Raw genomic sequence first — 26,686 nt, 5'->3', positions numbered from 1 at the left:
TCACCAGCGGCCTCAGCACCCGTGCAGTCGGTACCCTGAACGGCATGTGTGGAATCGTCGGTTACGTCGGTCAGCGTGACGCCCAGGAGGTCGTGCTGGGGGGTCTGCGCCGGCTCGAGTACCGGGGATACGACTCGACCGGGATCGCGCTCGTCGACGGCACCCGGATCGCGTGGTCCAAGAAGGCCGGCAAGCTGGCCAACCTCGACGCGGCCCTGGCCGAGCAGCCGCTGCCGGCCGCCACGACCGGCATCGGACACACCCGCTGGGCGACCCACGGACGTCCCAACGACAGCAACGCCCACCCCCAACTCGACGCCTCCGAGCGCGTCGCGGTCGTGCACAACGGGATCATCGAGAACTTCGCGGTCCTGCGCGAGGAGCTCGAGGAGCAGGGCTACGCGTTCACCTCCGAGACCGACACCGAGGTGGTCGCCCACCTGCTGCACCGCGAGCTGCAGAGCACGCCCGACATCGCCCAGGCCACCCGCGCCGTCTGCCGTCAGCTGACGGGCGCCTTCACGCTCGTGATCTCCGATGCGCTCAGCCCCGACACCGTCGTGGGCGCCCGCCGCAACTCCCCGCTCGTCGTCGGTCGCGGACACGGCGAGAACTTCCTCGGCTCCGACGTCGCGGCGTTCATCGACTACACGCACGAGGCGATCGAGCTCGGTCAGGACCAGGTCGTCGCGATCACCCCGGACGACATCGTGGTCACCGACTTCCACGGCAACCTCGTCGAGGTCGCCGAGTACACGGTCGACTGGGACGTGTCCGCCGCCGAGAAGGGCGGCTACGACTGGTTCATGGTCAAGGAGATCTTCGACCAGCCCCAGGCCATCGCCGACACGCTGCTCGGCCGCCGCGACCCGGGTGGGCGGCTGCACCTCGACGAGATGCGGCTGTCCGACGAGCAGCTGCGCTCCGTGGGCAAGATCATCGTCATCGCGTGCGGCACGTCGTACTACGCCGGGATGGTCGCCAAGTACGCGATCGAGCACTGGACCCGGATCCCGTGCGAGGTCGAGCTGGCGTCGGAGTTCCGCTACCGCGACCCGATCCTCGACCCGTCGACGCTCATCGTCACGATCAGCCAGTCCGGCGAGACGATGGACACCCTGATGGCGATCCGGTACGCCCGTGAGCAGGGCGCCCGGGTGCTGTCGATCTGCAACACGAACGGCTCGACGATCCCGCGCGAGTCCGACGCCGTGATCTACACGCACGCCGGACCCGAGATCGCCGTCGCGTCGACGAAGGGCTTCCTCGCGCAGGTCGTCGCGTGCTACCTGCTGGCGCTGTACTTCGCGCAGGTCAAGAACGTGAAGTACCTCGACGAGATCGACCGGATCCTGCAGCAGCTCGAGGCGATCCCGGCGGCCGTGGCGCACGTCCTGTCCGAGGCGGAGACGGTCCGCAAGCTGGCCGCCGACTTGGTCGAGGAGTCGTCGTTCATGTTCCTCGGTCGTCACGTCGGCTACCCCGTCGCCCTCGAGGGCGCGCTCAAGCTCAAGGAGCTGGCGTACCTGCATGCCGAGGGCTTTGCCGCCGGCGAGCTCAAGCACGGGCCCATCGCGGTGATCGACGAGGGCACGCCGGTCTTCGTGATCGTGCCTCCGAAGGCGCGCGACCAGCTGCAGGAGAAGATCGTCAGCAACATCCAGGAGGTCCGCGCGCGCGGCGCCCGCACGATCGTGCTGGTCGAGGAGGGCGACGACTCCGTCCTGCCCTACGCCGACCACGTCCTGCGGCTGCCCAAGGTGCCGGCGATCCTGCAGCCGCTCGTCGCCGTCGTGCCGCTGCAGATCTTCGCGTGCGAGCTGGCCGGACTGCTGGGCCACGACATCGACCAGCCGCGCAACCTGGCGAAGTCCGTCACGGTCGAGTGACCGGTCGCTGACACCATGCTGACCGCCCACACCGTCCGACAGATCCGGGCTGCCGAGGAGGCTGCCGCCGCGGACGCCGGCTGGGACGGGCTCATGCAGCGCGCCGCCCGCGCCCTCGCCGACCGGCTGCTCGACCTGCTGCCCGCCGAGGCGACCACGGTCGTCCTGGTGGGGCCGGGCAACAACGGCGGTGACGCGCTGTTCGCCGCCGCGCTGCTCCTCGAACGGGGCCGCCGGGTCAACCTGTGCGTGCTGGACGAGTCGACCGTCCACGCCGCGGGTCTCGCCGCCGCGCGGGCCGCGGGAGCGGGTGTCGTCGACCGTCCCGATGGCCACCGATGGGCCGTCGACGCGATCTTCGGGATCGGCGCGCGGCCCGGACTCACGGGACGCGCCGCGCAGTGGGCGGAGTGGGTCGATCGGGAGCGGCCGTGCGTCGTCGCGGTCGACGTGCCGTCCGGGATCGGCGTCGACGACGGGCGCCTCGACGGCCCCGCGATCCGGGCCGACCACACGGTGACCTTCGGCTCGGCCAAGTACGGCCTCCTGATCGGTCCGGCCGCCGCGCTGGCCGGTGAGATCTCGGTCGTCGACATCGGGACGGACGTGTCGGCGCAGCCCGCGCTGGAGGCGCTCGAGCCCGCCGACGGAGCCCGTTTCGCCGACCGGATCGTGCCCGGACGGGACGCCCACAAGTACAGCCGTGGCGTGCTCGGCGTGTGCGCGGGCTCGCCGGAGTACGCCGGTGCCGCGCACCTGTGCGTCGCCGGGGCGCAGGCCGGACCCGCCGGCATGATCCGCTTCGCCGGAGCCGATGACCTCGCGCGCCGGGTCGTCGACCGGGCGCCCGAGGTCGTCGCGGCGTCGGGCCGCGTGCAGGCGTGGGTCGTCGGCCCCGGCGGCCAGGACGACGCCGAGCTCCTGGGCGAGGCGCTCGCCGACGAGGTGCCGACCGTCGTCGACGCGACCGCCCTGAAGCACCTGCCCGACCGGCTGCGTCCCGACGTGCTGCTGACTCCGCACGCGGGAGAGCTGGCCACCCTGCTCGACGTCGAGCGCGACGCGGTGGAGGCCGACCCGCTGGCGTACGCCCGCGCCGCGGTCGAGGGCTGGGGCGCGACCGTGCTGCTCAAGGGTCCTCGGACCCTCGTCATGGCACCGGACGGCCGGATCCGCGTCAACACCTCGGGCACGGCGTGGCTCGGCACGGCGGGAGCCGGTGACGTCCTCGCCGGCTTCGTCGGATCGCTCCTGGCGGCGGGACTCGATCCCCTCGATGCCGGCTCGCTCGGCGCCCTCCTGCACGGACTCGCCGCCGAGCGCCTCGGCGGTCCGTTCGTCGCCTCCGACGTCGCGCGCGTGCTGCCGGCCGTCCTCCACGACTTCGTCGCCGGGACGGTGTCGCGATGACCGGCTCCCGTGGTCACCGGCGGGGGTCGGTGAGCCTGGTCCCATCGCGGGCGTTCGGGTCGGACCCGGCGCACCGCTCCGGCGGGGAGGGTGACGCATGAACGCCGAGCTGCTGATCGACCTCGACCAGTACCGGGCGAACCTCCAGGCCCTGCGGTCGTCTGCTCCCGACGCCCTCCAGATGGCGGTCGTGAAGGCCGAGGCGTACGGGCACGGCATGGTGCCGACGGCACGGGCGGCGCGCGACGTCGCCGACTGGCTCGGCGTCGCGACCCCCGACGAGGCACTCGCCCTGCGCGCGGCCGGGGACGAGGGTCCGTTGCTGTGCTGGCTGGCGGTCCCGGGGGCGCCGTTCACCGAGCTCGTCGAGGCCGGCGTGGACGTCACGGCGTCCGGGGTGGAGCAGCTCGACGCGATCGCCGACGCCTGCGACCGGCCACGCGTCCACCTCAAGGTCGACACGGGACTCTCGCGCAACGGCGCGTACGGCCCGCAGTGGGACGCGCTCGTCGTACGCGCCGCGGCACTGCAGTCGGCTGGTCGGATCGAGGTCGTCGGCGCGTGGTCCCACTTCGCGTGCGCCGACGAGCCCGACCACCCCGCCAACGACCAGCAGGAGCGAGGGTTCCGCAACGCCCTCGACGAGCTGCGGGACGCCGGCATCGAGCCCCCCGTGCGACACCTGGCCAACTCGGCCGCCACGGTCACGCGACCCTCGTCGCACTTCGACCTCGTGCGGGTCGGGATCGCCGCCTACGGGATCGCGCCCGATCCAGCCGTCCCCGTCCCGCAGGTGCGCCCCGTCCTGACCGCCCGCACGGTCCTGGCCCACGTCAAGCGGGTGCCTGCGGGCGCCGCCGTGTCGTACGGCTGGCGCTGGACCGCCGACCGCGAGACGACGCTCGGGCTCGTCCCCGTCGGGTACGGCGAGGGCATCCACCGGACGGCCTCGAATCGTGCCGAGGTGGGGTTCGCGGGCGGCCGCGCACCCGTGCGTGGGACGATCTGCATGGACCAACTGGTCGTCGACCTCGGCGACCAGCCCGCGCGGATCGGCGATCCGGTCACGCTGTTCGGGCCCGGGGACGACGGTGAGCCCACCGCCCAGGACTGGGCGGACGCCGCCGGCACGATCGCGTACGAGATCGTGACCCGGCTCGCCGGACGCTGGACCCGCACGTATCGAGGAGGGAACTGATGTCGGTCGCCGTGCGCGTCGCCGCCACCGCCGGAGCCTTCGCCGTGGCGGGGGTTGCCGGAGCCGCCGCCACCGTGCTCAAGAACCGCCGATCGGAACAGCGTCGCCTCGCCCGCGGCGAGGAGGTCGAGTTCGGCTCCGTCCACGGCCCGTCCTCCTACGTCACCGCGGCCGACGACGTGCCCATCCACCTCGAGATCGACGACGGTCCTGCGCCGACCGTCGTCTTCGTGCACGGCTGGATGTGCGACCTCGACACGTGGCACTTCCAGCGCCTCGCGCTGCGCGACCACGTCCGGATGGTCTTCATGGAGCTGCGCTCGCACGGGCGGTCCGGTCGCAGCGGGCTGCGGAACTCCTCGCTCGTGGAGGTCGCCGACGACCTGCGCCGCGTGATCGAGGAGCACGCTCCCGACGGCCCCATCGTCCTCGTCGGGCACTCGATGGGCGGCATGGCGATCATGAAGCTCGCGTCGACCCACCCCGAGCTGTTCGGCGAGCACGTCGCCGGCGTCGTCCTGATGAGCACGAGCGCGGGCAAGCTCATGCGCCGCAGTCCCGCGCTGCGGTTCGCGGCGCCCATGATCAAGGCCGCCACGCCGCTGCTCGACTGGGGCCGCGAGTTCAACAGCTACTCGGTCATCCGGCGCTGGGCGTTCGGCCCCCACGCCGACCCGGCCGTCGTCGACATGGCCAACGAGATGATCCTGCGCGCCCCGACCTCCGTGGTGGTGAACTTCTACGGCAACTTCGTCGAGCTCGACCTGGGCGAGGGACTCGCCACGATCTCGCGCTGCCGGACCTCGGTCGTGTGCGGCACGAAGGACGTCATGACGCCGTTCTCGCACAGCCGCTGGATCGTCAAGAACATCGCCGGCGCCGAGCTCGTGCCGGTCAACGAGGCAGGACACATGGTGATGCTCGAGGAACACGAGCAGGTGACGGAGGCGATCGAGCGCGTCCTCAAGGACATCGCGTGACCCGCGAGCTGGACGTCGACCTCGTCGGTCCCGACCGGGCCGAGGACGTCGTCGGCGTGATCCACCGGGCCTTCGCCGCGCGTCCTGCGCTCGACCCGCCGGCGACCGCCGGTGACGAGACGATCGAGTCGGTCGCGGCGGTGCTCGCCTCGGACGGCGGTCTGCTCGCCACGCGGCGCGGCGTCCCGATGGGCGCGATCCTGTTCGACCGGTCCCGTCCCGGGGCGCTCGGCCTCAAGCGCGTCAGCGTCGATCCGCACGGTCGCGACCGCGGCGTCGCCTCGGTCATGGTCGGCGTGGCCGAGGACGTCGCCGAGGAGGCGGGCCACGACGGGATCTGGCTGCACGTGCGCGAGGAGCTGCCCGGCAACGTCCGGTTCTGGCAGCGGCGGTTCTACCTGCCCCAGTCGCGCACGGGCACGACCGTCGAGATGGGCAAGACCCTGTGGCTCGCGCGCGAGGTGCCCGACGCCGACGCGATGCGGGACCTGGCCGGTCGGGTCGCGGGGCTGCTGCGCGCGGGGGACCTGCTCGTGCTGACGGGCGACCTCGGCGCCGGCAAGACGACCTTCACGCAGGGGCTCGGCGCGGCGCTCGGCGTGCGTGGTCCGATCACCTCGCCGACGTTCGTCATCGCGCGGACGCATCCCAGCGAGGTGGGCGGCCCCGACCTGGTGCACGTCGACGCGTACCGCCTCGGTGACGCCGCGGAGATCGACGACATCGACCTGGACGCGTCGACCGACAGCTCGGTCACGGTCGTCGAATGGGGCGCCGGCATGGCCGAGCAGCTGTCCGACAGCTGGCTCTCGCTGACGATCGAGTCGCGCTCCGTCTCCGACGCCGATCCGCTCGGAACCGCGTCGGGCATCGAGTCCGACGACATGCGCGTCGTGACCGTCCGCCCCCACGGTCCGCGCTGGCTCGGCGTCCCGCTCCGCTCGACGCTCCTGGGCGCCTAATAGGGTTGCGTCGTGCTCCTGCTCGCCTTCGACACCGCCACACCGGCGATCTCCGTGGCCGTCCATGACGGCTCCCGGGTCGTCGGGTCCGCGACCGGCGAGGGCGCGATGGCGCACGGCGAGCTGCTGGCGCCCGCGATCGCGACCGCGCTGCGCGATGCCGGTGCCGCCCCGGCCGACCTCACCGACGTCGCCGTCGGCGTCGGGCCGGGACCGTTCACGGGCCTGCGCGTCGGCGTCGTCACCGCACTCACCCTGGGCCGGACCCTCGGGCTCGCCACGCACGGCGTGTGCTCGCTGGACATCGTGGCCGCGCAGGCCGCGCCCGACCTCGACGGCGAGTTCGTCGTCGCGACCGACGCGCGCCGCAAGGAGGTCTACTGGGGCCGCTACGCCGCCGACGGGTCCAAGCTGACCGGTCCCGACGTCGACTTCCCGGACACCGTCGCCGCGTTCGGCCTGCCCGTCGTCGGCCGCGGCGGACAGGTCTACGCCGAGCGGCTCGCGTGGGTCGAGTCGGCGCCGCTCGACCCCTCGGCGGGCACGCTCGCCGAGCTCGTCGCATCGGGTCGGGCGAGCGAGCTGCCGCTCGAGCCCCTCTACCTGCGTCGACCCGACGCGACCCCCCAGGTCGCGCCACCACGGCCATGATCCGGGCGGCCGGTCTGCGCGACCTCGACACCCTCGAGTCCATCGAACGCGCCAGCTTCGGGCCCGACGCCTGGACCGCCGCCCAGATCCGTGAGGAGCTCGTCGGCGATCGCATCGTGCTGGCCGTCATCGACGAGTTCGGCGTGCGCGGCTACGCGTCGGTCCGCCTGTTCGCGCCGGACGCCGAGCTGATGCGGATCGGCGTCGGCCTGGGATCGCGACGCCAGGGCGTCGGGTCGCACCTGCTGGCCGCCGTCGAGGACGCCGCCCGGACGCGAGACGCCGACCGGATGATGCTCGAGGTCGCCTCCGACAACGAGGCCGCCCTGGCGCTCTACCGTGCGGTGGGCTACACCGAGTCGGGGCGCCGCCGCTTCTACTACCGCTCCGGCGCCGACGCGATCCTCATGGAGCACTGGCTGCGGTGAACGATCTCGTCGAGACGATCCGGGACTGGCCGTGGGTCTGGGCCTGGCTCCTGTTCTTCGTGATCGTGCTGCTGCGCGCCGGAGGCACCTACGGGATCGGACGGGCGATCGCGGCCGGAGTGGTGCATCGCCGCGAACCCGGTGAGCGCACGCTCGCGGCGATGCGCACCGTCGAGCGGTGGGGTCCGCCGGCGGTCACCCTGAGCTTCTTCACCATCGGCGCCCAGACCGCGGTGAACCTCGCCGCGGGCCTGGCGCGGATGCCCTTCCCGCGGTACCTGACGGGCCTCGTGCCCGGCGCGATGATCTGGGCGACCGTCTGGGCGACGATCGGGATGACCGCGCTGCTGGCCGTGTTCACGGGCGGTGCGCAGCGGCTCGCGTGGATCCTCGTGCTCGTCATCGTCGTCGTCGTCGCCGGCCTCGTGGCCAGGGCGGTCCGTCTGCGCGATTGACGTGCGTGCCCCCGATTGCGTGGCAGTCTGGAGTCATGAGTGATCCGCGCAACCGAGCCCCGGCCCCCGCCCAGTACATGAGCCAGGACCAGGACGACGACACGTTGCTCGGACGCGACACTCGCGATCCGTTGGACGAGGGCCTCAGCGCCCCCGAGCGCTGGTCGGCCGGCGAGGGCTTCGGCACGACCGCCGACGAGGCCGTCGTCGGCGAGTCCTTCGAGCAGCGGCTCGCGCAGGAGGAGCCCGACCTCGACCCCGAGGGTGAGTGGCACGAGGACGACCTCGACGACGGCGAGGTCGGCTCACGCCGGTCCGGTCGCCTCGTCGAGCCCGGCACGGGCAGCGGCGAGGACGTCGTCTCGGAGCTGTTCGGCTCGGACGTCGGCGTCGACGGTGCCGGCGCCAGCGCCGAGGAGGCCGCCGTGCACATCGTGGGCGACGACGACTGAGCCGTTCTCGCGTCTCCTCCGGGTCGTCGCACGTGCACTAGGGTTCCCCCATGCGCGACCTGACGTACCCGCCGATCATCGTCACGGCGAAGTCGTTGTTCAAGGTGCTCGGGATGAAGTTCCAGACGTCCGGAACCGAGCACATCCCGCGTGAGGGTGGCGCGATCCTGGCCTCCAACCACGTCAGCTACGTCGACTTCGTCTTCAACGGCCTGGCCGCCCAGCCGTCCAAGCGGCTCGTGCGCTTCATGGCCAAGAAGGAGGCCTTCGACCACGGCGTCTCCGGGCCGATCATGCGGTCGCTGCACCACATCCCGGTCGACCGGGCGCAGGGCGAGGCCTCGATGGCCGCCGCCGTCGAGTACGCCCGCTCCGGCGAGATCGTCGGGATCTTCCCCGAGGCCACGATCAGCCGCTCGATGGAGGTCAAGCAGCTCAAGACGGGGGCCGTGCGGATGGCGGCCGAGGCGGGGGTCCCGCTCGTGCCGATGATCGTGTGGGGCACGCAGCTGCTCAAGACGAAGGACCACGAGTCCGACCTGTGGGGCCGCGGCAGGACCGTCGCCCTGCACGTCGGCGAGCCGATCCCGGTCACGGGCGAGGACCCCGTCGCCGAGACGGCGGCCCTGCACCTCGCGATGAGCGAGTTGCTCGACAAGGCCATCCGCGAGTACCCGATCTCGCCGGAGGGTCAGTGGTGGGCCCCGGCCCGGTACGGCGGCACGGCTCCCACGCCCGAGGAGGCCCGTCGCCTCGACGCCGAGGAACTGGCCGCGCGCGTGGCGAAGCGGGCGCAGCAGGACTGACGGCGCCCACCGGGCACAATGGTGCGGTGAGCGAACCTCTGGTCCTGGGCATCGAGTCGTCGTGCGACGAGACCGGTGTCGGGATCGTGCGGGGCACGACCCTGCTGGCCCACGCCGTCGCGTCGAGTGTCGAGGAGCACGTGCGGTTCGGCGGAGTCGTTCCCGAGGTGGCCAGTCGCGCGCACCTGGAGGCGATGGTCCCCACGCTCGAGCAGGCCTACGCGCAGGCGGGTCTCGACGTGCGCGACGTCGACGCCATCGCGGTCACCAGCGGGCCGGGCCTCACCGGTGCGCTGCTGGTCGGCGTGGCCGCGGCGAAGGCGCTCGCGCTCGCCCACGACAAGCCGCTGTACGGGGTCAACCACCTCGCCGCCCACGTCGCGGTCGACCAGCTGGAGCACGGCCGCTACACCGAGCCGACGATCGCCCTGCTCGTCAGCGGCGGTCACACCGAGCTGCTGCTCGTGAACGACATCGCCACCGACATCACGCTGCTCGGGGGCACGATCGACGACGCCGCGGGCGAGGCCTTCGACAAGGTCGCGCGCCTGCTCGGACTGCCGTACCCCGGCGGTCCTCAGATCGACCGGGTCGCCCGCGAGGGGAACCCGAAGGCGATCGACTTCCCGCGCGGACTGACCACGGGTCGCGACCTCGACCGCTACCGCTGGGACTTCTCGTTCTCCGGCCTCAAGAGCGCCGTGGCGCGCCACGTCCAGCACGAGCAGCGGATGGGCCGCGAGGTCGTCGTCGCCGACATCGCCGCCTCGTTCCAGGACGCGGTGTGCGACGTCCTGAGTCGCAAGGCGATCCAGGCCTGCCTGGCCCACGACGTGCCGCGGCTGATCCTCGGTGGCGGCGTCGCGGCCAACGGCCGACTTCGCCAGTTCGTCCTCGAGCGCGCGGAGCAGGCCGGCGTCGACGTGCGCATCCCGCCGCCGTCGCTGTGCACCGACAACGGCGCGATGGTCGCGGCGCTCGGTGCCGAGGTGGTCCGCCGTGGCATCGCGCCCTCGCCGCTCGACCTCCCGGTCGACTCCGGCCTGCCGGTCACCCGCATCGTCGCCTGAGGACGCGCTCGGTCACCCGAGGTGGCGGCGGAACCGCACGACGTCGCCGGGGCGCACCTGGGCGAGCAGGTCGGTGTCGGAGTCGGCGACGACCGCGATGACGGGGTAGCCACCGGTCACGGGGTGATCGGGGCCGAGGACGACGGGCCGACCCGACCCGGTCACCTGGATGCTGCCGCGCACCACGGGCTCGCTCGCCAGCTCGCCCGGGCGTGAGCGCTCGAGCGCGGGACCGTCGAGCCGCACCCCGATCCGGTCCGAGACCGGATCGACCCGCCACGGTGTCGTCAGCAGGCTGTGCAGGGCCGCCGGGGTGAACCAGTCGTCGCGCGGTCCGGGAACGACGCGCGCGACGAGCTCGCCAGCGGGCAGGTAGGCCGGGAAGGTGTCGGTCGACGAACGGCCCCGATCCGGACCGGCGGCGAGCTCGGCACCGACCCCCAGCGGCGCGGGGCCGAGCGAGGCGAGCGTGTCGAACGAGCGGCTGCCCAGGACGGCGGGCCCCTCGAATCCACCCGCGATCGCCACGGTCCACCGCAGGCCCACGACGGGCGCGCCGAGTCGCAGCACCTCGCCCCGGTGCAGCGCGAGGGCCCGTCCCGCGGAGACGGGTCGTCCGTCGACGAGCACCGGACCCGTGGCACCCGTGACGGCCACGACGTGCGCCGCCGTCGCGACGAGCGCGAGGCCGCCACCGAGCGCCTCGACCACTGCGTGGTCCTCGTGGTTGCCGACGAGGGAGTTCGCCTCGCGCAGGGCGCGCCGGTCGAAGGCCCCCGACGGACCCACCCCGAGGTGGGCCAGTCCCGGTCGGCCGAGGTCCTGCACCAGCGCCAGCGGGCCGGGCTCGAGGACGCGCAGGCTCATCGGCGCACCTCCACGAAGCGGACGGTGTCGCCGGGCTGCAGCAGCGCGGGAGGCTCGCGGTCGAGGTCCCACAGCGGCGCGTCGGTCCGGCCGATCAGCTGCCAGCCGCCGGGGGAGGGCCGCGGGTAGATCCCGCTGAAGGGTCCCGCGAGGCCGACCGACCCGGGCTCGACACGTGGCCGAGGCCGCTCGAGTCGCGGGACGTGCAGGCGTGGGTCGCCGTCGGTCAGGTAGGCGAAGCCGGGTGCGAACCCGGCGAAGCCGACGGTCCAGGTCGTGCCGGTGTGGGCCGCGACGACCTCGTCGACCCCGAGTCCGCAGTGCCGTGCGACGTCCGCGAGATCCGGCCCGTCGTAGACGACCTCGATCGCGACCTCGCGTCCCGACGGCGCCGCGACGTGGCTGACGTCCGTCGCGGCGACGAGGGAACGCAGCTCCGCCGGGCGACCCCGCAGCAGGACGGTCGTCGCGCCGAGGGCGGTGGGCACCCGGTCGCGCAGGGCGGCCTGCCAACGGCGCGCCTCATCGGCGTCGTCGCAGTCGAGCAGGACGGCACGATCGCCGCAGGGCAGGACGCGCATGTCAGCTGAAGGACCGGACGCTGACGTCGGCGGACTCCAGGGCGGCGCGTACCCGCGCGAGCAGGCGCTCGGCGCCGGGGCTGTCGCTGTGGACGCAGATCGAGTCGACGGCCCCCAGCAGGGAGAGTGCCTGGGCCGCCGCCGCGTCGGGGTCGGTCAGCACGGCGCCGGGCCGGTCGCGGGGGACGAGCCCGCCCTCGTCGTCGTACGCCCGGTCGGCGAAGCCCTCGCGGACGATCGGGACCCCCTCGGCCTCGGCGAACCGCAGCGCGAGCGACGTGGGCATGCCCACGAGGGACAGCGGAGCGGCGTCGACGAGCATCGCCTCGACCATCGCGGCGGCCTGGCCCTCGTCGTGGGAGATCCGGTGGTAGAGCGCGCCGTGCGGCTTGACGTAGGTGACGATGCCGCCGACCGCGTCCGCCAGCTCGGTCAGGTGGTCGACCTGCCGGCGCACCTCCTCGGTGAGGTCACGAGGAGGCAGGTCCACGGCACGCCGACCGAAGCCCTCGCGGTCGCGGTAGCCGACCTGCGCGCCGATCGCGACGCCGTGCTCGACGGCGGCCGCGCACGTCGCGCGGATCAGGTCGTCGTCGCCGGCGTACGCGCCGCAGCACACGTTCGCGCTCGTGACGAGTCCGAGCAGCCGCTCGTCCTCGCCGGACCGCCAGCGCTCGGCCGACTCGCCGAGGTCCGCGTTGAGGTCGACTCGCCCGCCCATGGCCCGACCGTACCGCGATCACGCGCGGCACTGGTCGCTCTCAGCGGAGCGGGCGGACGAGAAACGCGGCGCCCTCGCCCGCGGCGCGGGTGAGCACCACGGTGGCGGTGATCGCGCCCTTTAGCCCGAGACGGCGGACCAGCTGCTCCGGGACGACGTCGACCCCGCGCTTCTTGACCGTCAGCGTGCCGACGTCGCGGGCCCGGAGGGCGGCCTTGAGCGGCTTCTCGCGGAACGGCAGCTCCTCGACCACCTCGAAGCACCGGCCGAGAGGGCCGTCGTACGCCGTGTCGGTGGTGACCCACGCGATGTGCGGATCGAGCAGTCGTCCGCCGAGGTCCTGCGCCAGCTCGGCCACGAGCCCGGCGCGGATCACCGCGTCGTCGGGCTCGACGAGGTGCGACAGCGGCGTGCCGACCTCGGCGACCTCGCCTCGCGACGTCAGCGTCGCCCCGGCGGGCAGGACCGTCGCGCGCCGGGTCGCCTCGAGGTCGAAGCCCGCGCCCCACAGGCACGCCTCGACCAGGTTGCCGCCGTCGCTGACCCACTCGGGCTGCACGCCCGGCGACACGGCGTCGTGCGCGATCCCGGGCATGACCTTGGCCAGCGCACGCCCCCGCAGCAGGTCGGTCACGAACTCCCACGAGGGGACGAGGCCGTCGAGACCGAACGTCCGTCCGCGCCCGTCGCGTCGCGCGGGATCGACGAAGGCGACCTCGGCGTCCGCGATCGCGGCCGTCGTCGCGTCGCCGACCTCGACCGTGCCGCGGAGGCCGAGGGCGTCGAGGTTCGCTCGCGCGATCGCAGCGCGCACGGGGTCCTGCTCGATGCCGCGCACGGCCAGACCGGCCTGCGCGCACGCGACGAGGTCGCCCCCGATGCCGCAGCCGAGGTCGGCGACTGCGGTCGCGCCGAGCTCCGCGAGGCGCTGGGCGCGGTGGGCCGCGACCGGCCGGCGCGTCGCCTGCTCCAGCGCGTCGTGGGTGAAGTACATGCGTGCGGCATCGGCGCCGAACTTGGCCGCGGCCTTGCCGCGCAGGTGGTTCTGGGTCACGGCGGCGGCCACGAGGTCGACGGGATGGTCGCGCCGCAGCCGGGTGCCCAGCGCGAGGTCGGACTCGATCCCGGCCCGCTCGTGGACCTCGGCCAGCAGCGCCTGTCCTACGGGGCCCAGCAACTGCTCGAAGGTCGCAACGTCCACGAGGGCAGTCTGTCAGCGACGACCACCACCGGGGATCCTGACGAGGGCGAAGCCCGAGTGGGCGGGCCCGGCGGAGCTCTGCGGAGCCGGAATCGAGCGCGAAGCGAAGCGAGCGCGTCCCGCCCAGTTAGCAGTCTGTTGGGTCGAGTGCCAGCCGGTGCTACGCTGACGACTGGCACTCTGACGTCACGAGTGCCAGACGTTCTTTCACCCATCCGAAAGGGGAGGTCGACCAGTGTCGGTCACCATCAAGCCGCTCGAAGATCGCATCGTCATCAAGGCCGCGGAGGCCGAGCAGACCACCGCGTCGGGGCTCGTCATCCCCGACACCGCCAAGGAGAAGCCGCAGGAGGGCGAGGTCGTCGCCGTGGGCCCCGGTCGCGTCAGCGACTCCGGTGAGCGCATCCCCGTCGACGTGGCCGTCGGCGATCGCGTGCTCTTCAGCAAGTACGGCGGCACCGAGGTCAAGCACGGCGGCGCCGATTACCTGATCCTCAACGCCCGCGACGTCCTCGCGGTCCTGGCCTGATCGGCGGCTGGAGCACCCATGCCCAAGATCCTGGAATTCGACGAGAGCGCTCGTCGCGCCCTCGAGCGCGGTGTCGACAAGCTCGCCGACACCGTCAAGGTGACCCTCGGCCCGAAGGGCCGCTACGTGGTCCTCGACAAGAAGTGGGGCGCCCCGACCATCACGAACGACGGTGTCTCCGTCGCCCGTGAGATCGAGCTCGATGACCCCTTCGAGAACCTTGGCGCGCAGCTGGCCAAGGAGGTCGCCACCAAGACCAACGACATCGCCGGTGACGGCACGACCACCGCCACGGTGCTCGCGCAGGCCATGGTCCACGAGGGCCTGCGGGCCGTCGCGGCCGGTGCCAACCCGGTCGGCCTCAAGAAGGGCATCGAGGCGGCCGTCGAGGCCGTGACCAACGAGCTGCACGTGCGGGCTCGTGAGGTGGCCTCGGTCTCCGACATGGCCGCCGTCGCCACGGTCTCGAGCCGTGACGCCGTGATCGGCGAGCTCATCGCCGAGGCGTTCGACAAGGTCGGCAAGGACGGTGTCATCACCGTCGAGGAGTCCAACACCATGGGCACCGACCTCGAGTTCACCGAGGGCATGCAGTTCGACAAGGGCTACCTGTCGCCGTACATGGTCACCGACACCGAGCGCATGGAGGCCGTCCTCGACGATCCCTACATCCTCGTCAACCAGGGCAAGATCTCGGCCATCGCCGACCTCCTGCCGCTGCTGGAGAAGGTCGTCCAGTCCGGCAAGAACCTGTTCATCATCGCCGAGGACGTCGACGGCGAGGCGCTCTCGACGATCGTCGTGAACAAGATCCGCGGCACGTTCACCTCCGTGGCGGTCAAGGCTCCGGCCTTCGGCGACCGTCGCAAGGCGATGCTGCAGGACATCGCGACCCTGACCGGCGCGACCGTCGTCACCCCCGACGTCGGCCTCAAGCTGGACCAGGTCGGCCTCGAGGTGCTCGGCACGGCGCGTCGCGTCGTCGTCACGAAGGACGACACGACGATCATCGACGGCGGCGGCGACACGGCCGAGGTCGAGGGCCGCGTGGCCCAGATCAAGGCCGAGTTCGAGCAGACCGACTCCGAGTGGGACCGCGAGAAGCTGCAGGAGCGGCTCGCCAAGCTGGCCGGTGGCGTGTGCGTCATCCAGGTCGGCGCGGCCACCGAGGTCGAGCTCAAGGAGAAGAAGCACCGCATCGAGGACGCCGTCTCGGCGACCCGCGCGGCCATCGAGGAGGGCATCGTCCCCGGTGGCGGCTCGGCCCTCGTGCACGCCGTCGGCGTGCTGGACAAGGACCTGAACCTGTCCGGCGACGAGGCCCTCGGCGTTCGCATCGTCCGCAAGGGCGCCGACGCCCCGCTGGAGTGGATCGCCCGCAACGGCGGCGTCTCCGGCGAGGTCGTCGTGGCCAAGGTCCGCGAGTCCGGTGAGGGCTACAACGCGGCCACGGACGAGTACGGTGACCTGCTCGCGCAGGGCATCCTCGACCCGGTCAAGGTGACCCGGTCGGCGCTCGCGAACGCGGCGTCGATCGCGGCCATGCTGCTCACCACCGAGACGCTCGTGGTGGACAAGCCGGCCGACGACGAGGGCGACGCCCACGCCGGTCACAACCACTGACCGACCACCGTCACACGAAGACCCCGGACTCCGGTCCGGGGTCTTCGTGCGTCCCGGGACCACCAGATAGCCTTCCCGCGACATGAGCCTCACGATCACGGCCGAGTTCGAGCGTGCGCGGGGCGTCCTCGACTCGGGCGGCCACCTGTTCCTCACGGGCAAGGCCGGCACGGGCAAGTCGACGCTGATCCGGCACTTCATGGCCGGGACGGACCGTCGCGTCGTCGTGGTGGCGCCGACCGGCATCGCGGCCCTCAACGTCGAGGGCTTCACGATCCATCGGCTGTTCTCGTTCCGGACGACGACATCGCTGGAGGACGTGCGCTCGGGCGACTACCGCCCGATGCGGTTCGCGCGGACGCTCAAGTCCCTGCAGACCTTGATCGTCGACGAGGCGTCGATGGTGCGGGCCGATCTGTTCGACATGCTCGCCGCCGCCCTGGAGCGGTTCGGCCCGCGGCCCGGGACGCCGTTCGGCGGCGTGCAGGTCGTCCTCGTCGGCGACCTGTTGCAACTGCCGCCGGTGGTCGAGGACTCGCTGACGTCGCACTTCGCCGGGCACTACGAGACGCCGTACTTCTTCTCGGCGCACGCCTTCGACCGGGCGGCTTTCCCGACGGTCGCGCTGACCACGGTGTTCCGCCAGCTCGGTGACGAGCGGCTCACCGGACTGCTCAACGCCGTGCGCGAGGGCGTGCTGCTCGACCACGCCCAGGCGGACCTGAACGCGCGGGTCGATCCGGACTTCGAGCCGCCGGACGACGAGCTGTGGCTGACCCTCGCTCCCTCGAACCGGATCGTCACGGCGCGCAACCGGCAGCGCCTCGAGCAGCTCCCGGGCGAGGTCGTGGAGAGCGTCGCCGTCGAGTCCGGGGACCTCTCGCTGTTCGACGCCCCGACCGATCGCGTGCTCGCGTTCAAGGTGGGCGCGCAGATCATGATGCTGTCGAACGACTCGGGCGACCGGTGGGTCAACGGGACGCTGGGCCGGGTGAGCGGTGTCGAGCGGGTGGACGGGGACCTCGAGGTCGAGGTCGAGTTCGGCGACGGCAGCACCGCGACGGTGGGGCCGTTCGCGTGGGACGTCCTGCGTCCGGTCGTCGAGGACGGCCGGATGACCAGCGAGGTCGTCGGCACCTACACGCAGCTGCCGTTCAAGCTGGCGTGGGCGATCACGATCCACAAGAGCCAGGGCCAGACGCTGGAGCGGCTCGTCGTCGACCTCACCGGCGGCGTCTTCGCCGCGGGCCAGGCCTACGTCGCGCTGAGCCGCGCCACGACGCTGGACGGACTCGTCCTGAAGCGACCGATCGAGCCGCGGCACCTGCGCACGGACCGTCGGATCGTCCGCTACCTGCACGAGTCGACCGATCTCGCCGGCCCGACCCGGTTCTGCGCCCTGGCGATCTCGTGCGTCGGCGACGAGGGCACGTTCTCGCGCCCGCGCCCCGTCGAGCTCGCGGTGGCCTTCGACGACGGCACGGCGATCAGCACGCTCGTGAACCCCGAGCGCGATCTGGCCGACGCCCGCTCCGCCTATGCGATCACGGCCGACGACGTGCTGCTCGCACCGACGTTGCCCGAGGCGTGGGCGACGCTCGCACCGCTGCTGGAGGGTCTCACGCCCGTGGGGATCGGTGTCGACGAGGAGTTGGGCAAGGTCGACTTCGAGCTCAAGCGACTGAAGCGGGTGCTGCCGATGCCGTTGGGCGTCGACGTGCCGGCCTCCTCGCTGATCGACACGGAGCGCAGGGCGTGGCGGTCGACGCACGCCCTGGACAGCGCTCGCGCTGCCCTCGCCGCGCACGACCGGCTCGGGGACGCGCTGGGCACCGGCACCCCGTTCGCGCTCGCGGGACTCGTCGAGGACGCCCCCGGCTACCTGCTGACCCGCGACGGCGACGCCGAGACACCGCACTCCGAGGCGATGCCGACCCTGTCGGCGGTCGCCGAGGTCGGCCGCACGATCGGTCGCCTCCTGCTCGACGGCGCCGAGGTCGGCGACCTGCCCGCCGCTCCGCGCGACGGGGCGGGCCGGGTGGCCGGCGCCGCGGTGGCCGAACGGCTGGCCACCGTGGCCACGAGGGCGTCCCGGCTCTCGCCCGAGCTCCTGGTGCGCCTGCGGAGGGTCGAGCAGTGGCTCGGGGTCGCCTTCGCCGAGGACGTGGTGGCGGCCGCCGCAGATCCCGAGGTGGGGGAGATCCTCGTGGCGGGTGCGAGGGTGTGCTTCACGGGCTCAGCGATCGGTCCGGACGGCCGGGTCTGGAGCCGGGAGGACATGACCCGGCTCGCCGTCGAGCACGGGTTGCTGCCCGTGAACAGCGTCACGAAGACCCGCTGCGACGTCCTCGTCGTCGCCGAGGTCGGCACGCAGTCGGGCAAGGCCCGCAAGGCCAAGGAGTACGGCACGCCGGTGCTGGCCGCCGACGAGTTCTTCGCGTGGGCCGCCACGGACTAGGGCCGCACGCGGGCTGTGGCCTGAGTGCTCTCCTGTGACTTCTGTGGTGAAGCGCGGCGAGGCGTCATCGAGTGTTTCGAATCTCGTGACGCAAGTCACGCCGTATGTTACATTCCGAATGTCACATCGTTTCCGTCCGAGGAGTCCGCCATGACCGTCATCGACGATCGCGCCGCCGTCGAGTTCCGCCAGTCCATCGACAAGGGCACCGAACTGGAGCGTCTTCTGGAGTCGTCCGCCGTCCTGTCGTACGACCCGGACCGCGAGATCGACTGGGCCAAGCCCCTGGACGAGAAGAAGTACGGCCTCAACCCGGAGTGGTCGACGCTCTACGGCACCGACCTGTGGGACCGGATGACCGAGGACCAGCGCCGCGACCTGACGCGCCACGAGGTCGGCTCGATCATGAGCACCGGCATCTGGTTCGAGACGATGCTGCAGTCGATGGTGCTGCGCTCGCAGTACTCGGCCGACTACGGCGACCCTGAGTTCCGCTTCGCGCTCACCGAGATCGCCGACGAGTGCCGCCACTCGCTCATGTTCAGCAAGACGTGCTCCAAGATGGGCGTCCCGCACTACCGCCCGCGCCGGCTCTTCCACGAGCTTGCCCGCGCCTTCCGCACGATCGCCCCGCCGGAGCAGTGCTACGCCGCGATCCTCGTCGCCGAGGAGGTCCTCGACATCATGCAGCGCGACTGGATGCGCGGCGAGAGCGTGCTCGAGGAGGTGCGCACCACCTCGAAGATCCACGTCGTCGAGGAGGCGCGCCACATGAAGTTCGCGCGCATGGAGATCATCGACCACCTCGCCGGCAAGTCGAAGGTCCGCCGTCACCTCGGCGCGATGATCACGTCGATCGTCGCCGCGATCATCGTCGAGTCGCTCGTCAACGACGACGTGTACGCCAACGTCGGCCTCGACCCGCGGGAGGCGAAGGAGGCGGCGAAGGGCAACGTCCACCACCAGAACCTCATGCGGATGAGCTGCGTGCACCTCATGGACTTCCTGTCCGAGGCCCAGCTGCTGACTCCCACGTCGATGCGGATCTACCGCACCGTCCACATGCTCTGAGGCCACGGAAGACTCTCGGGAAGCCTGAACCATGGCCTACGCAATCACCCAGTCCTGCTGCAAGGACGCCTCGTGCGTCTCGGTGTGCCCCGTCGACTGCATCCACCCGACGCCCGACGAGCCGGACTTCGGCACCGCCGACATCCTCTACGTCGACCCGCGGTCCTGCATCGACTGCGGCGCGTGCACCGATGCGTGTCCGGTGTCGTCGCCGAAGTCGATCGACCTCCTGCGCGGCGCGGAGCAGGTCTTCGCGCAGCTCAACGCGGAGTACTACGAGCGACGACCCGAGCGACTGAACCCCCAGACGCACACGTGGGACGACATGGGCGGCGACCTGGTGCGGCCGCTGACGGTCGCGATCGTCGGCACAGGTCCGGCGGCCTCCTACGCGGCGCGACAGCTGCTGTTGTCGACCGACGCGAAGATCACGATGATCGACAAGCTGCCCGTCCCCGGCGGCCTCGTCCGTGGGGGCGTCGCGCCCGACCACATGGAGACGAAGCAGTTCCAGAGCCTGTTCGACTGGGCGTTCAAGCACCCGCGCACGAAGGTGCTGATGAACGTCGAGGTCGGTCGTGACATCACCCACGAGCAGGTCCTGCAGCACCATGACGTCGTGATCTACGGCGTCGGCGCCCGCCTCGACCGCGAGCTCGGCGTCCCCGGCGAGCAGACGCCGGGCGTGTACCCGGCGCCCGACGTCGTCGGTTGGTACAACGGCGCCCTCGACGTGCCGGCCGACGGCATCCGGGTCGAGGGCGACCGGGTCGTGATCGTGGGCAACGGCAACGTGGCCCTCGACCTGGCCCGGCTCCTGCTGGAGGACCCCGAGGTGCTGGCTCGCACCGACATGGCCGACCACGCGCTCGCCGCCTTCCGCGGGCTCAACGTGCGCGAGGTCGTGCTGCTCGGTCGCCGTGGCCCTTCCGCGGCCGCCTTCACCCGGCCCGAGCTGCTCATGATGCCCGCGGGGATCGACGTCGTCGTCGCGCGCGACGACGCGACCGAGGCCGAGTTCGCCGTGGCCGCGCCCGAGAGCAACGCCGAGGTGCTCGCCGCACTGCCGCTGCTCGACGTCGACCTCACGGTCGCGCCGGCGGGCAACCGTCGGCTCGTCTTCGCGTTCGGTCGCCAGGTCGTGGCGGTCGAGGGCGACGACCGGGTCGAGGCCGTGCAGGTCGCGCCGACAGGCGTGGCCGACGAGGCCGTCACGGTGCCGTGCGGCACGCTGATCCGCTCCACCGGCCATCGCGGAGCCCCGATCCCGGGGCTGCCGTTCGACGAGGCCACGGCCACCGTCCCGAACGACCACGGACGCGTCATCGACCCCGTCACCGGGCAGCCCGTGCCGGGCACGTACGTCGTCGGCTGGATCAAGCGCGGCGCCAACGGCGGCATCGGCGCCAACCGGACGTGTGCGCACGAGACGATCGCGTCGCTCGTGGCCGACGCGAACGCCGACCTGGTCCCGCACGCGCCCCGGCGACGTGCCACGTTCGGGCCGTTCGTGCGCGGTCGCGTCGACCACGTCGTCGGCCGCCGCCGCATGCTCGCGATCGAGAAGGCCGAGGAGAAGCGCGGCCGCAAGCAGGGCCGCCCGCGGGTCAAGTTCGAGTCCGTCGACGAGATGCTCAAGGTCAGCGCGGCCACCTCGGTCCACTGACGCGTGATCTCGATACGCCGTCTCGCCCCGAGCCCTCGGTGATCGAGTAGCTCGCGAGCGGAGCGAGCGGCGTATCGAGATCACATCCGCCGGGTTCGGAAGTGGCGAATCGCGCCGGTAGACTCGGGCCATGGTGGGCATCCCCGACAAGTTCGCTGATCTCGGTCTGACCTACGACGACGTCCTGCTGCTTCCCGGCGAGACCGACGTCATCCCCAGCGAGGTCGACACGACGACTCGATTGACGCGCGAGATCTCGCTGCGGATCCCGCTGCTGTCGGCGGCGATGGACACCGTCACCGAGTCGCGGATGGCGATCGCGATGGCCCGCGAGGGCGGCATCGGCATCCTGCACCGCAACCTCTCGACCGAGGACCAGGCGTACCAGGTCGACCTCGTCAAGCGGACCCAGACGGGCATGATCGCCAACCCCGTCACGATCGGCCCGAAGGCCACCCTGGAGGAGCTCGACGAGCGCTGCGGCGAGTACCGCGTCTCGGGCCTTCCGGTCGTCGACGAGGACGACACGCTGCTGGGCATCATCACGAACCGCGACCTGCGCTTCACCCCGGTGAAGGAGTGGGCCACGACCTACGTCGGCGACGTCATGACGCCCATGCCGCTGATCACCGGACCCGTCGGCATCTCGCGCGAGGACGCCTCGTCGCTGCTGCGCCAGCACAAGCGTGAGCGGCTGCCGATCGTCGACGACGAGGGCAAGCTGCAGGGCCTCATCACGGTCAAGGACTTCGTCAAGTCCGAGCAGTTCCCGCTGGCCAGCAAGGACGCCTCCGGCCGCCTGCTCGTCGGCGCCGGCGTCGGCTTCTTCGGCGACGCCTTCGACCGCGCCGGCCGGCTCATGGAGGCCGGGGTCGACGTGCTCGTCGTCGACACCGCCCACGGCCACGCCCGCGCGCTGCTCGACATGGTCCGCCGACTCAAGGCCGACTCCGCCTTCGACGGCGTCCAGATCATCGGCGGCAACATCGCCACCCGCGCCGGGGCCCAGGCGCTCGTCGACGCGGGGGTCGACGCGGTCAAGGTCGGCGTCGGGCCGGGCTCGATCTGCACCACCCGCGTGGTCGCCGGTGTCGGCGTCCCGCAGATCTCGGCGGTGTACGAGGCCTCGCTCGCCGCGGGTCCGGCCAACGTGCCGGTCATCGCCGACGGCGGCCTGCAGTACTCCGGCGACATCGCCAAGGCGCTCGTCGCGGGAGCCGAGTCCGTCATGGTCGGCTCGCTGCTGGCCGGCTGCGAGGAGAGCCCGGGCGAGCTGATCTTCGTCTCGGGCAAGCAGTACAAGAGCTACCGGGGCATGGGCTCGGTCGGCGCGATGGCCTCGCGCGGCAAGAAGTCGTACTCGCGGGACCGCTACTTCCAGGCCGACGTCACGAGCGACGACAAGATCGTGCCCGAGGGCATCGAGGGTCGTGTCGCCTACCGCGGTCCGCTCTCGACGGTCTCCCACCAGCTCATCGGCGGCCTGCACCAGTCGATGTTCTACGTCGGTGCGCACACGATCCCGCAGCTGCGCGAGAACGGCCGCTTCGTCCGGATCACCGCCGCGGGCCTCAAGGAGAGCCACCCGCACGACATCCAGATGACCGTCGAGGCACCGAACTACACGATCCTCTGACGTCGGGACGCCCCGATAGGCTGTCCGGCGTGAGCATCGACATCGGGTTGTCCAAGCGCGGCCGCCAGGGGTACCACTTCGACGACATCGCGATCGTGCCCAGCCGGCGCACGCGCGACCCCGAGGAGGTCTCGACGCACTGGCAGATCGACGCCTACCGGTTCGACCTGCCGATCGTGGCGGCCCCCATGGACTCGGTCATGAGTCCCGAGACCGCGATCGCGCTCGGCCGCTTCGGTGGCCTCGGCGTGCTGAACCTCGAGGGCCTGTGGACGCGCTACGAGGACCCGCGCCCCCTGCTGGACGAGATCGCGGCGATCGAGCCGGCCGCCGTCACGACGCGGCTGCAGCAGATCTACGCCGAGCCGATCAAGGCCGAGCTCATCACCGAGCGGCTGCGCGAGATCCGCGAGGCCGGGGTCACGGTGGCGGGCTCGCTGTCGCCGGGCCAGACGAAGCGCTTCGCCGACACCGTCGTGAAAGCCGGCGTCGACCTGTTCGTCATCCGCGGCACGACCGTCTCGGCCGAGCACGTCTCGGGCAACGCCGAGCCGCTCAACCTCAAGCAGTTCATCTACGAGCTCGACGTCCCGGTCATCGTGGGCGGTTGCGCCACCCACCAGGCCGCACTGCACCTCATGCGCACCGGCGCGGCCGGCGTGCTCGTCGGCTTCGGCGGCGGTGCCACCCACACGACGCGCAGCGTGCTCGGCGTCTCGGTGCCGATGGCCTCGGCCGTGTCCGACGTCGCCGCGGCCCGCCGCGACTACCTCGACGAGTCCGGCGGCCGCTACGTGCACGTCATCGCCGACGGCTCGATCGGCCGCAGCGGCGATCTCGCGAAGGCCTTCGCCTGCGGCGCCGACGCCGTCATGATCGGCTCGCCGTTCGCGCGCGCGACCGACGCCCCCGGTCACGGCTTCCACTGGGGTGCCGAGGCCTGGCACGGCGACCTGCCGCGGGGAGAACGGGTCGAGATCGGCACGGTCGGCCCTCTCGAGGAGGTGCTGTTCGGTCCCTCACGGGTGCCCGACGGCACGATGAACCTCGTCGGTGCGCTGCGCCGGGCGATGGCCACGACCGGCTACACCGACCTCAAGGAGTTCCAGCGGATCGAGGTCGTGGTCGGGTGACGCTCACGGTCGCGACGGGTCAGTTCGCCTCGGCGGGGGACGTCGAGGCCGACATCGCCACGGTGGTCCGCGCGATCGGGCAGGCGGCCGGCGCGCAGTTGCTCGTGATGCCCGAACTGTTCCTCGGCGGGTACCGGATGCCGCCGGTGGTCGTCGGCGAGACCGACCCACGCCTGCGGGTCATCGAGGACGCCGCGGCACGGGCCGGCATGGTCGTCCTCGTGGGTGCCTGTCTCGACGGGCCCGACGGCTTCACGATCTCGACCCTGGCCTTCGGACGGGATCGGCCGTGGCGGGTCTACGACAAGCAGAATCCGTGCGACGACGAGAGCGACCACATCGTGCCCGGCACGGCCGGCATCGTCCTCGAGGTCCCCACGCCGTCGGGCTCGGCGTGGTCCGTGGGCCTGTCGATCTGTTACGACGGCTGCTTCCCCGAGCACGCGAGGTCGCTCGCCCTCGCCGGTGCCGAGGTGTACGCCGCCTCGGTCGCGTACCTCGCCGGCAGCGCCCACCGACGCGAGCTGTACTACCGGGCCCGCGCCCTCGAGAACGGCATGTACACGGTCGTCAGTGGCATCACCGGATCATTGGCCGGCAACGAGTTCGACGGCGGCAGCGCGGTGTACGACCCCGAGGGCCGCGTGCTCGCCGAAGTCCCGTCGACGGGCTCGGACGGCGCCGCGGGGGAGGGGGTTGCGATGGCGACGCTCGACCGGCCGCTGCTCAAGGCGACGCGAGCGCGGCACCCGATGCTCGCGGACCTGCGCGAGCCGGCTCCGGTCGTCCGCCGGTGAGCGCCGAGATCGTCGAGGTCGACTTCCTCGACCCGCGTGCCGTCGCGCTGCGCGCCTCGATGGTCGACGAGATGAGCCGGCTCTACGACCGGCCACGCAACGTCGCGGGCTCGGAGGACATCGATCCCGCGTCGGTCATCACGTGTCTGCTGGTGCTCGAGGGGGAGCGGCCCGTGGGCACGGCATCGCTGCGGCACCTGGGCGACCTCGTCGAGGTCAAGCGCATGTTCCTGCTGCCCGAGACGCGAGGATCGGGTCTCGCGGCACGACTGCTCGGTGCCGTGGAGGCCCGCGCGGCCGAGGTGACCGATCGCGTCGTGCTGCACACGGGAGAGCGCCAGAGCGCCGCGATCGCCCTGTACGAGCGGTCCGGCTACCGGCCGATCGCGATCTATCCTCCGTACGACCGGGTGCCCGAGTCGCTGTGCTTCGCAAAGCGGCTCCCGTCCCCGACGAGTCCCTGAGGCCCCTAGCGCACGCGTCACCGCCGTTTACGGAATCTGACATGACGCGTGTCACATAGGGGGTATCCTGTCGACCATGCCTGATGCCGCCCAGATCACCGTCGCCCCGTCGCGGGCGTCCGCCCTCATCGCCGGCATTCGCGCCACGGGCACCGAGACCCGCACCACGGTCTCGCCCCTGAGTGGTGCGGACGTCGCCGTCGTGCCCGTGTCGACCGAGCAGGACGTGCTCGACGCGTTCGCCGCCGCGCGGGTCGCCCAGACCCAGTGGGCACGCACGCCCCTGCGCACCCGCAAGAAGGCGCTGCTGCGGCTGCACGACCTGATCCTCAAGCACCAGGACGAGCTGCTCGACCTGATCCAGCTCGAGTCGGGCAAGGCCCGCTCCCACGCCTTCGACGAGGTGCTGCACACGGCGCTGACCGGCCGCTACTACGGTCGCCGGCTCTCGCGCATCCTCGGCCCGCACCGCCGCGGCGGCGTCTACCCGGTCGTCACGAGCGTGCGCCAGTACCAGCAGCCCAAGGGCGTCGTCGGGCTCATCACGCCGTGGAACTACCCGCTCTCGATGGCGCTCGTCGACGGCCTGGCCGCCGTCGCCGCCGGGAACGCCGTCGTGCACAAGCCCGACAGCCAGTCCCCGCTGACCGCCCTCGCGGTCGTCGAGCTGATGCAGCAGGCCGGGTTCCCCCGCGACCTGTGGCAGGTCGTCAGCGGCGCGGGCTCGGTCATCGGCTCGGTGATCATCGCCAACGCCGACTACATCTGCTTCACGGGATCGACCGCGACGGGCAAGCGGATCGCCGCGCAGTGCTCCGAGCGCCTCATCGGCTGCTCGCTCGAGCTCGGCGGCAAGAACCCGATGATCGTCCTTCCGGGCGCCGACGTCGAGAAAGCGGTCGAGGGCACGATCACCGGCGCCTTCAGCTCGGCCGGCCAGCTGTGCGTCTCGATCGAGCGCATCTACGTGCACGACTCGATCTACGCGCAGTTCCGCGACGCGCTCGCGGCGCGGGTCCAGAACCTCACGTACGGCGCGAACGGCGACTGGGAGGTCGAGATGGGCACGCTCGTCTCGCCGTCGCAGCTGGCCACGATCGAGAAGCACGTCGCCGACGCCCTCGACAACGGCGCCACGCTCGTCGCCGGCGGCCGGGCCCGACCCGACATCGCGCCGTGGTTCCACGAGCCGACCGTGCTCGAGAACGTCACCGCGGCCGCGACGTGCTTCGCCGAAGAGACCTTCGGCCCGCTCGTCTCGCTGTACCGCTACGAGAGCGTCGGCGAGGCCGTCGACCAGGCCAACTCCACGGTGTACGGCCTCAACGCGAGCGTGTGGGGTCCGGTCCGCCGCGCCCGGCAGGTCGCCCCGAGGATCAAGGCCGGCACGGTCAACATCAACGAGGGCTTCGCGGCCACCTTCGGCAGCATCGACGCGCCGATGGGTGGCATGAAGGAGTCGGGCACGGGACGCCGTCAGGGCGCCGAGGGCCTGCTGCGCTTCACCGAGACCCAGTCGATCGGCGTCCAGCGGGTCATCCCGGTCGGCGGTCCCACGTATCTGTCCCACCGCACCTTCGGCCGGCTCCTGACCGTCGGGCTGAAGCTCCTGCGCCGTACGACCTGGAAGGCCTGAGA

General features: G+C 71.9%; 25 protein-coding genes. 21 read left to right on the top strand and 4 right to left on the bottom strand.

The annotated features are described in order from the left end of the window. Positions 1 to 44: 44 nt before the first annotated feature. The 11 genes from glmS to tsaD all read left to right on the top strand — a co-directional run bounded on the left by glmS (position 45) and on the right by tsaD (position 10,301). A complete protein-coding gene (gene glmS, locus ACT26F_RS10550) occupies positions 45 to 1,889 on the top strand; it encodes a glutamine--fructose-6-phosphate transaminase (isomerizing) (protein WP_471670487.1) in 1,845 nt (614 codons plus the stop codon). 15 nt (positions 1,890 to 1,904) lie between these two features. Next, positions 1,905 to 3,299, top strand: a complete 1,395-nt coding sequence (locus ACT26F_RS10545; protein ID WP_471670486.1) for an NAD(P)H-hydrate epimerase — start codon at positions 1,905 to 1,907, stop codon at positions 3,297 to 3,299. Between the two features lie 97 nt (positions 3,300 to 3,396). Beyond that, the gene (alr, locus tag ACT26F_RS10540) at positions 3,397 to 4,497 is read left to right on the top strand and encodes an alanine racemase (RefSeq protein WP_471670484.1); all 1,101 of its coding nucleotides are present in this window, start codon (positions 3,397 to 3,399) and stop codon (positions 4,495 to 4,497) included. Then, positions 4,497 to 5,477: an alpha/beta fold hydrolase gene (locus ACT26F_RS10535; protein ID WP_471670483.1), complete on the top strand. Its 981-nt coding sequence runs from the start codon at positions 4,497 to 4,499 to the stop codon at positions 5,475 to 5,477. The genes alr and ACT26F_RS10535 overlap by 1 nt, the downstream gene beginning before the upstream one ends. Next, positions 5,474 to 6,439 carry a tRNA (adenosine(37)-N6)-threonylcarbamoyltransferase complex ATPase subunit type 1 TsaE gene (gene tsaE, locus ACT26F_RS10530; RefSeq protein WP_471670482.1) on the top strand — a complete coding sequence of 322 codons (966 nt, stop codon included), beginning with the start codon at positions 5,474 to 5,476 and terminating at the stop codon, positions 6,437 to 6,439. Before ACT26F_RS10535 ends, tsaE begins: the two co-directional genes overlap by 4 nt. A gap of 12 nt (positions 6,440 to 6,451) precedes the next feature. After that, on the top strand, positions 6,452 to 7,090 hold the full coding sequence (gene tsaB / locus ACT26F_RS10525) for a tRNA (adenosine(37)-N6)-threonylcarbamoyltransferase complex dimerization subunit type 1 TsaB (RefSeq protein ID WP_471670481.1): 639 nt from the start codon (positions 6,452 to 6,454) through the stop codon (positions 7,088 to 7,090). Next, complete coding sequence (rimI, locus tag ACT26F_RS10520) at positions 7,087 to 7,518, top strand: ribosomal protein S18-alanine N-acetyltransferase (protein WP_471670480.1); 432 nt, start codon at positions 7,087 to 7,089, stop codon at positions 7,516 to 7,518. The genes tsaB and rimI overlap by 4 nt, the downstream gene beginning before the upstream one ends. After that, positions 7,515 to 7,973 carry a DedA family protein gene (locus ACT26F_RS10515; RefSeq protein ID WP_471670479.1) on the top strand — a complete coding sequence of 153 codons (459 nt, stop codon included), beginning with the start codon at positions 7,515 to 7,517 and terminating at the stop codon, positions 7,971 to 7,973. Before rimI ends, ACT26F_RS10515 begins: the two co-directional genes overlap by 4 nt. A 35-nt stretch (positions 7,974 to 8,008) precedes the next feature. Further along, positions 8,009 to 8,425, top strand: coding sequence for a DUF5709 domain-containing protein (locus ACT26F_RS10510; protein WP_471670478.1), 417 nt, complete (start codon positions 8,009 to 8,011; stop codon positions 8,423 to 8,425). 50 nt (positions 8,426 to 8,475) lie between these two features. Further along, positions 8,476 to 9,231, top strand: coding sequence for a lysophospholipid acyltransferase family protein (locus tag ACT26F_RS10505; protein ID WP_471670477.1), 756 nt, complete (start codon positions 8,476 to 8,478; stop codon positions 9,229 to 9,231). A 26-nt stretch (positions 9,232 to 9,257) separates the two neighbouring features. Beyond that, positions 9,258 to 10,301, top strand: coding sequence for a tRNA (adenosine(37)-N6)-threonylcarbamoyltransferase complex transferase subunit TsaD (gene tsaD, locus ACT26F_RS10500; protein ID WP_471670476.1), 1,044 nt, complete (start codon positions 9,258 to 9,260; stop codon positions 10,299 to 10,301). 12 nt (positions 10,302 to 10,313) lie between these two features. On the opposite strand, the gene ACT26F_RS10495 is transcribed toward tsaD, so the two are convergent. From ACT26F_RS10495 to ACT26F_RS10480, 4 genes are read right to left on the bottom strand one after another with little or no spacing between them, the layout of a single operon-like run. After that, positions 10,314 to 11,168, bottom strand: coding sequence for a 5-oxoprolinase subunit C family protein (locus ACT26F_RS10495; RefSeq protein ID WP_471670475.1), 855 nt, complete (start codon positions 11,166 to 11,168; stop codon positions 10,314 to 10,316). Continuing rightward, complete coding sequence (locus tag ACT26F_RS10490) at positions 11,165 to 11,749, bottom strand: 5-oxoprolinase subunit B family protein (protein ID WP_471670474.1); 585 nt, start codon at positions 11,747 to 11,749, stop codon at positions 11,165 to 11,167. The genes ACT26F_RS10495 and ACT26F_RS10490 overlap by 4 nt, the downstream gene beginning before the upstream one ends. Before the next feature lies 1 nt (position 11,750). Continuing rightward, positions 11,751 to 12,470: a LamB/YcsF family protein gene (locus ACT26F_RS10485; protein ID WP_471670473.1), complete on the bottom strand. Its 720-nt coding sequence runs from the start codon at positions 12,468 to 12,470 to the stop codon at positions 11,751 to 11,753. A gap of 40 nt (positions 12,471 to 12,510) precedes the next feature. Continuing rightward, positions 12,511 to 13,671: a class I SAM-dependent methyltransferase gene (locus ACT26F_RS10480; RefSeq protein WP_471670471.1), complete on the bottom strand. Its 1,161-nt coding sequence runs from the start codon at positions 13,669 to 13,671 to the stop codon at positions 12,511 to 12,513. 235 nt (positions 13,672 to 13,906) lie between these two features. Here ACT26F_RS10480 and groES point away from each other — a divergent pair, with 235 nt between their 5' ends. From groES to ACT26F_RS10430, 10 genes are all read left to right on the top strand, one after another. Then, entirely contained in the window at positions 13,907 to 14,200 is a 294-nt protein-coding gene (groES, locus tag ACT26F_RS10475; RefSeq protein WP_471670470.1) for a co-chaperone GroES, read from the top strand. Positions 14,201 to 14,218: 18 nt separating this feature from the next. Next, a complete protein-coding gene (gene groL / locus ACT26F_RS10470) occupies positions 14,219 to 15,823 on the top strand; it encodes a chaperonin GroEL (RefSeq protein ID WP_471670469.1) in 1,605 nt (534 codons plus the stop codon). A gap of 82 nt (positions 15,824 to 15,905) precedes the next feature. Continuing rightward, a complete protein-coding gene (locus ACT26F_RS10465; protein WP_471670468.1) occupies positions 15,906 to 18,281 on the top strand; it encodes an AAA family ATPase in 2,376 nt (791 codons plus the stop codon). 150 nt (positions 18,282 to 18,431) lie between these two features. Further along, positions 18,432 to 19,352: an AurF N-oxygenase family protein gene (locus ACT26F_RS10460; protein ID WP_471670467.1), complete on the top strand. Its 921-nt coding sequence runs from the start codon at positions 18,432 to 18,434 to the stop codon at positions 19,350 to 19,352. Positions 19,353 to 19,383: 31 nt separating this feature from the next. Further along, the gene (locus ACT26F_RS10455; RefSeq protein ID WP_471670466.1) at positions 19,384 to 21,018 is read left to right on the top strand and encodes an FAD-dependent oxidoreductase; all 1,635 of its coding nucleotides are present in this window, start codon (positions 19,384 to 19,386) and stop codon (positions 21,016 to 21,018) included. Positions 21,019 to 21,148: 130 nt separating this feature from the next. Then, a complete protein-coding gene (gene guaB, locus ACT26F_RS10450; protein WP_471670465.1) occupies positions 21,149 to 22,654 on the top strand; it encodes an IMP dehydrogenase in 1,506 nt (501 codons plus the stop codon). A gap of 35 nt (positions 22,655 to 22,689) precedes the next feature. After that, positions 22,690 to 23,787, top strand: coding sequence for a GuaB3 family IMP dehydrogenase-related protein (locus tag ACT26F_RS10445; RefSeq protein WP_471671680.1), 1,098 nt, complete (start codon positions 22,690 to 22,692; stop codon positions 23,785 to 23,787). Further along, positions 23,784 to 24,584 carry a carbon-nitrogen hydrolase family protein gene (locus ACT26F_RS10440; protein ID WP_471670464.1) on the top strand — a complete coding sequence of 267 codons (801 nt, stop codon included), beginning with the start codon at positions 23,784 to 23,786 and terminating at the stop codon, positions 24,582 to 24,584. Before ACT26F_RS10445 ends, ACT26F_RS10440 begins: the two co-directional genes overlap by 4 nt. Next, positions 24,581 to 25,048: a GNAT family N-acetyltransferase gene (locus ACT26F_RS10435; RefSeq protein WP_471670463.1), complete on the top strand. Its 468-nt coding sequence runs from the start codon at positions 24,581 to 24,583 to the stop codon at positions 25,046 to 25,048. The genes ACT26F_RS10440 and ACT26F_RS10435 overlap by 4 nt, the downstream gene beginning before the upstream one ends. A 76-nt stretch (positions 25,049 to 25,124) precedes the next feature. After that, the gene (locus ACT26F_RS10430; protein WP_471670462.1) at positions 25,125 to 26,684 is read left to right on the top strand and encodes a succinic semialdehyde dehydrogenase; all 1,560 of its coding nucleotides are present in this window, start codon (positions 25,125 to 25,127) and stop codon (positions 26,682 to 26,684) included. Positions 26,685 to 26,686: the final 2 nt, after the last annotated feature.

The sequence above is a fragment of the Aeromicrobium sp. SP1 genome (assembly GCF_055663785.1).
Note: the sequence above shows the minus strand (reverse complement) of the source record. Positions and strands in the feature narration are given on the sequence as shown.

Coding starts and splice junctions, on each gene's coding strand:
- rimI (WP_471670480.1), top strand. CDS start 7,087: ATGATCCGGGCGGCCGGTCTGCGCGACCTCGACACCCTCGAGTCCATC.
- ACT26F_RS10510 (WP_471670478.1), top strand. CDS start 8,009: ATGAGTGATCCGCGCAACCGAGCCCCGGCCCCCGCCCAGTACATGAGC.
- ACT26F_RS10505 (WP_471670477.1), top strand. CDS start 8,476: ATGCGCGACCTGACGTACCCGCCGATCATCGTCACGGCGAAGTCGTTG.
- ACT26F_RS10430 (WP_471670462.1), top strand. CDS start 25,125: ATGCCTGATGCCGCCCAGATCACCGTCGCCCCGTCGCGGGCGTCCGCC.
- alr (WP_471670484.1), top strand. CDS start 3,397: ATGAACGCCGAGCTGCTGATCGACCTCGACCAGTACCGGGCGAACCTC.
- ACT26F_RS10465 (WP_471670468.1), top strand. CDS start 15,906: ATGAGCCTCACGATCACGGCCGAGTTCGAGCGTGCGCGGGGCGTCCTC.
- ACT26F_RS10545 (WP_471670486.1), top strand. CDS start 1,905: ATGCTGACCGCCCACACCGTCCGACAGATCCGGGCTGCCGAGGAGGCT.
- ACT26F_RS10490 (WP_471670474.1), bottom strand. CDS start 11,749: ATGCGCGTCCTGCCCTGCGGCGATCGTGCCGTCCTGCTCGACTGCGAC.
- guaB (WP_471670465.1), top strand. CDS start 21,149: ATGGTGGGCATCCCCGACAAGTTCGCTGATCTCGGTCTGACCTACGAC.
- glmS (WP_471670487.1), top strand. CDS start 45: ATGTGTGGAATCGTCGGTTACGTCGGTCAGCGTGACGCCCAGGAGGTC.
- ACT26F_RS10485 (WP_471670473.1), bottom strand. CDS start 12,470: ATGGGCGGGCGAGTCGACCTCAACGCGGACCTCGGCGAGTCGGCCGAG.
- ACT26F_RS10460 (WP_471670467.1), top strand. CDS start 18,432: ATGACCGTCATCGACGATCGCGCCGCCGTCGAGTTCCGCCAGTCCATC.
- ACT26F_RS10535 (WP_471670483.1), top strand. CDS start 4,497: ATGTCGGTCGCCGTGCGCGTCGCCGCCACCGCCGGAGCCTTCGCCGTG.
- ACT26F_RS10455 (WP_471670466.1), top strand. CDS start 19,384: ATGGCCTACGCAATCACCCAGTCCTGCTGCAAGGACGCCTCGTGCGTC.
- ACT26F_RS10495 (WP_471670475.1), bottom strand. CDS start 11,168: ATGAGCCTGCGCGTCCTCGAGCCCGGCCCGCTGGCGCTGGTGCAGGAC.
- groL (WP_471670469.1), top strand. CDS start 14,219: ATGCCCAAGATCCTGGAATTCGACGAGAGCGCTCGTCGCGCCCTCGAG.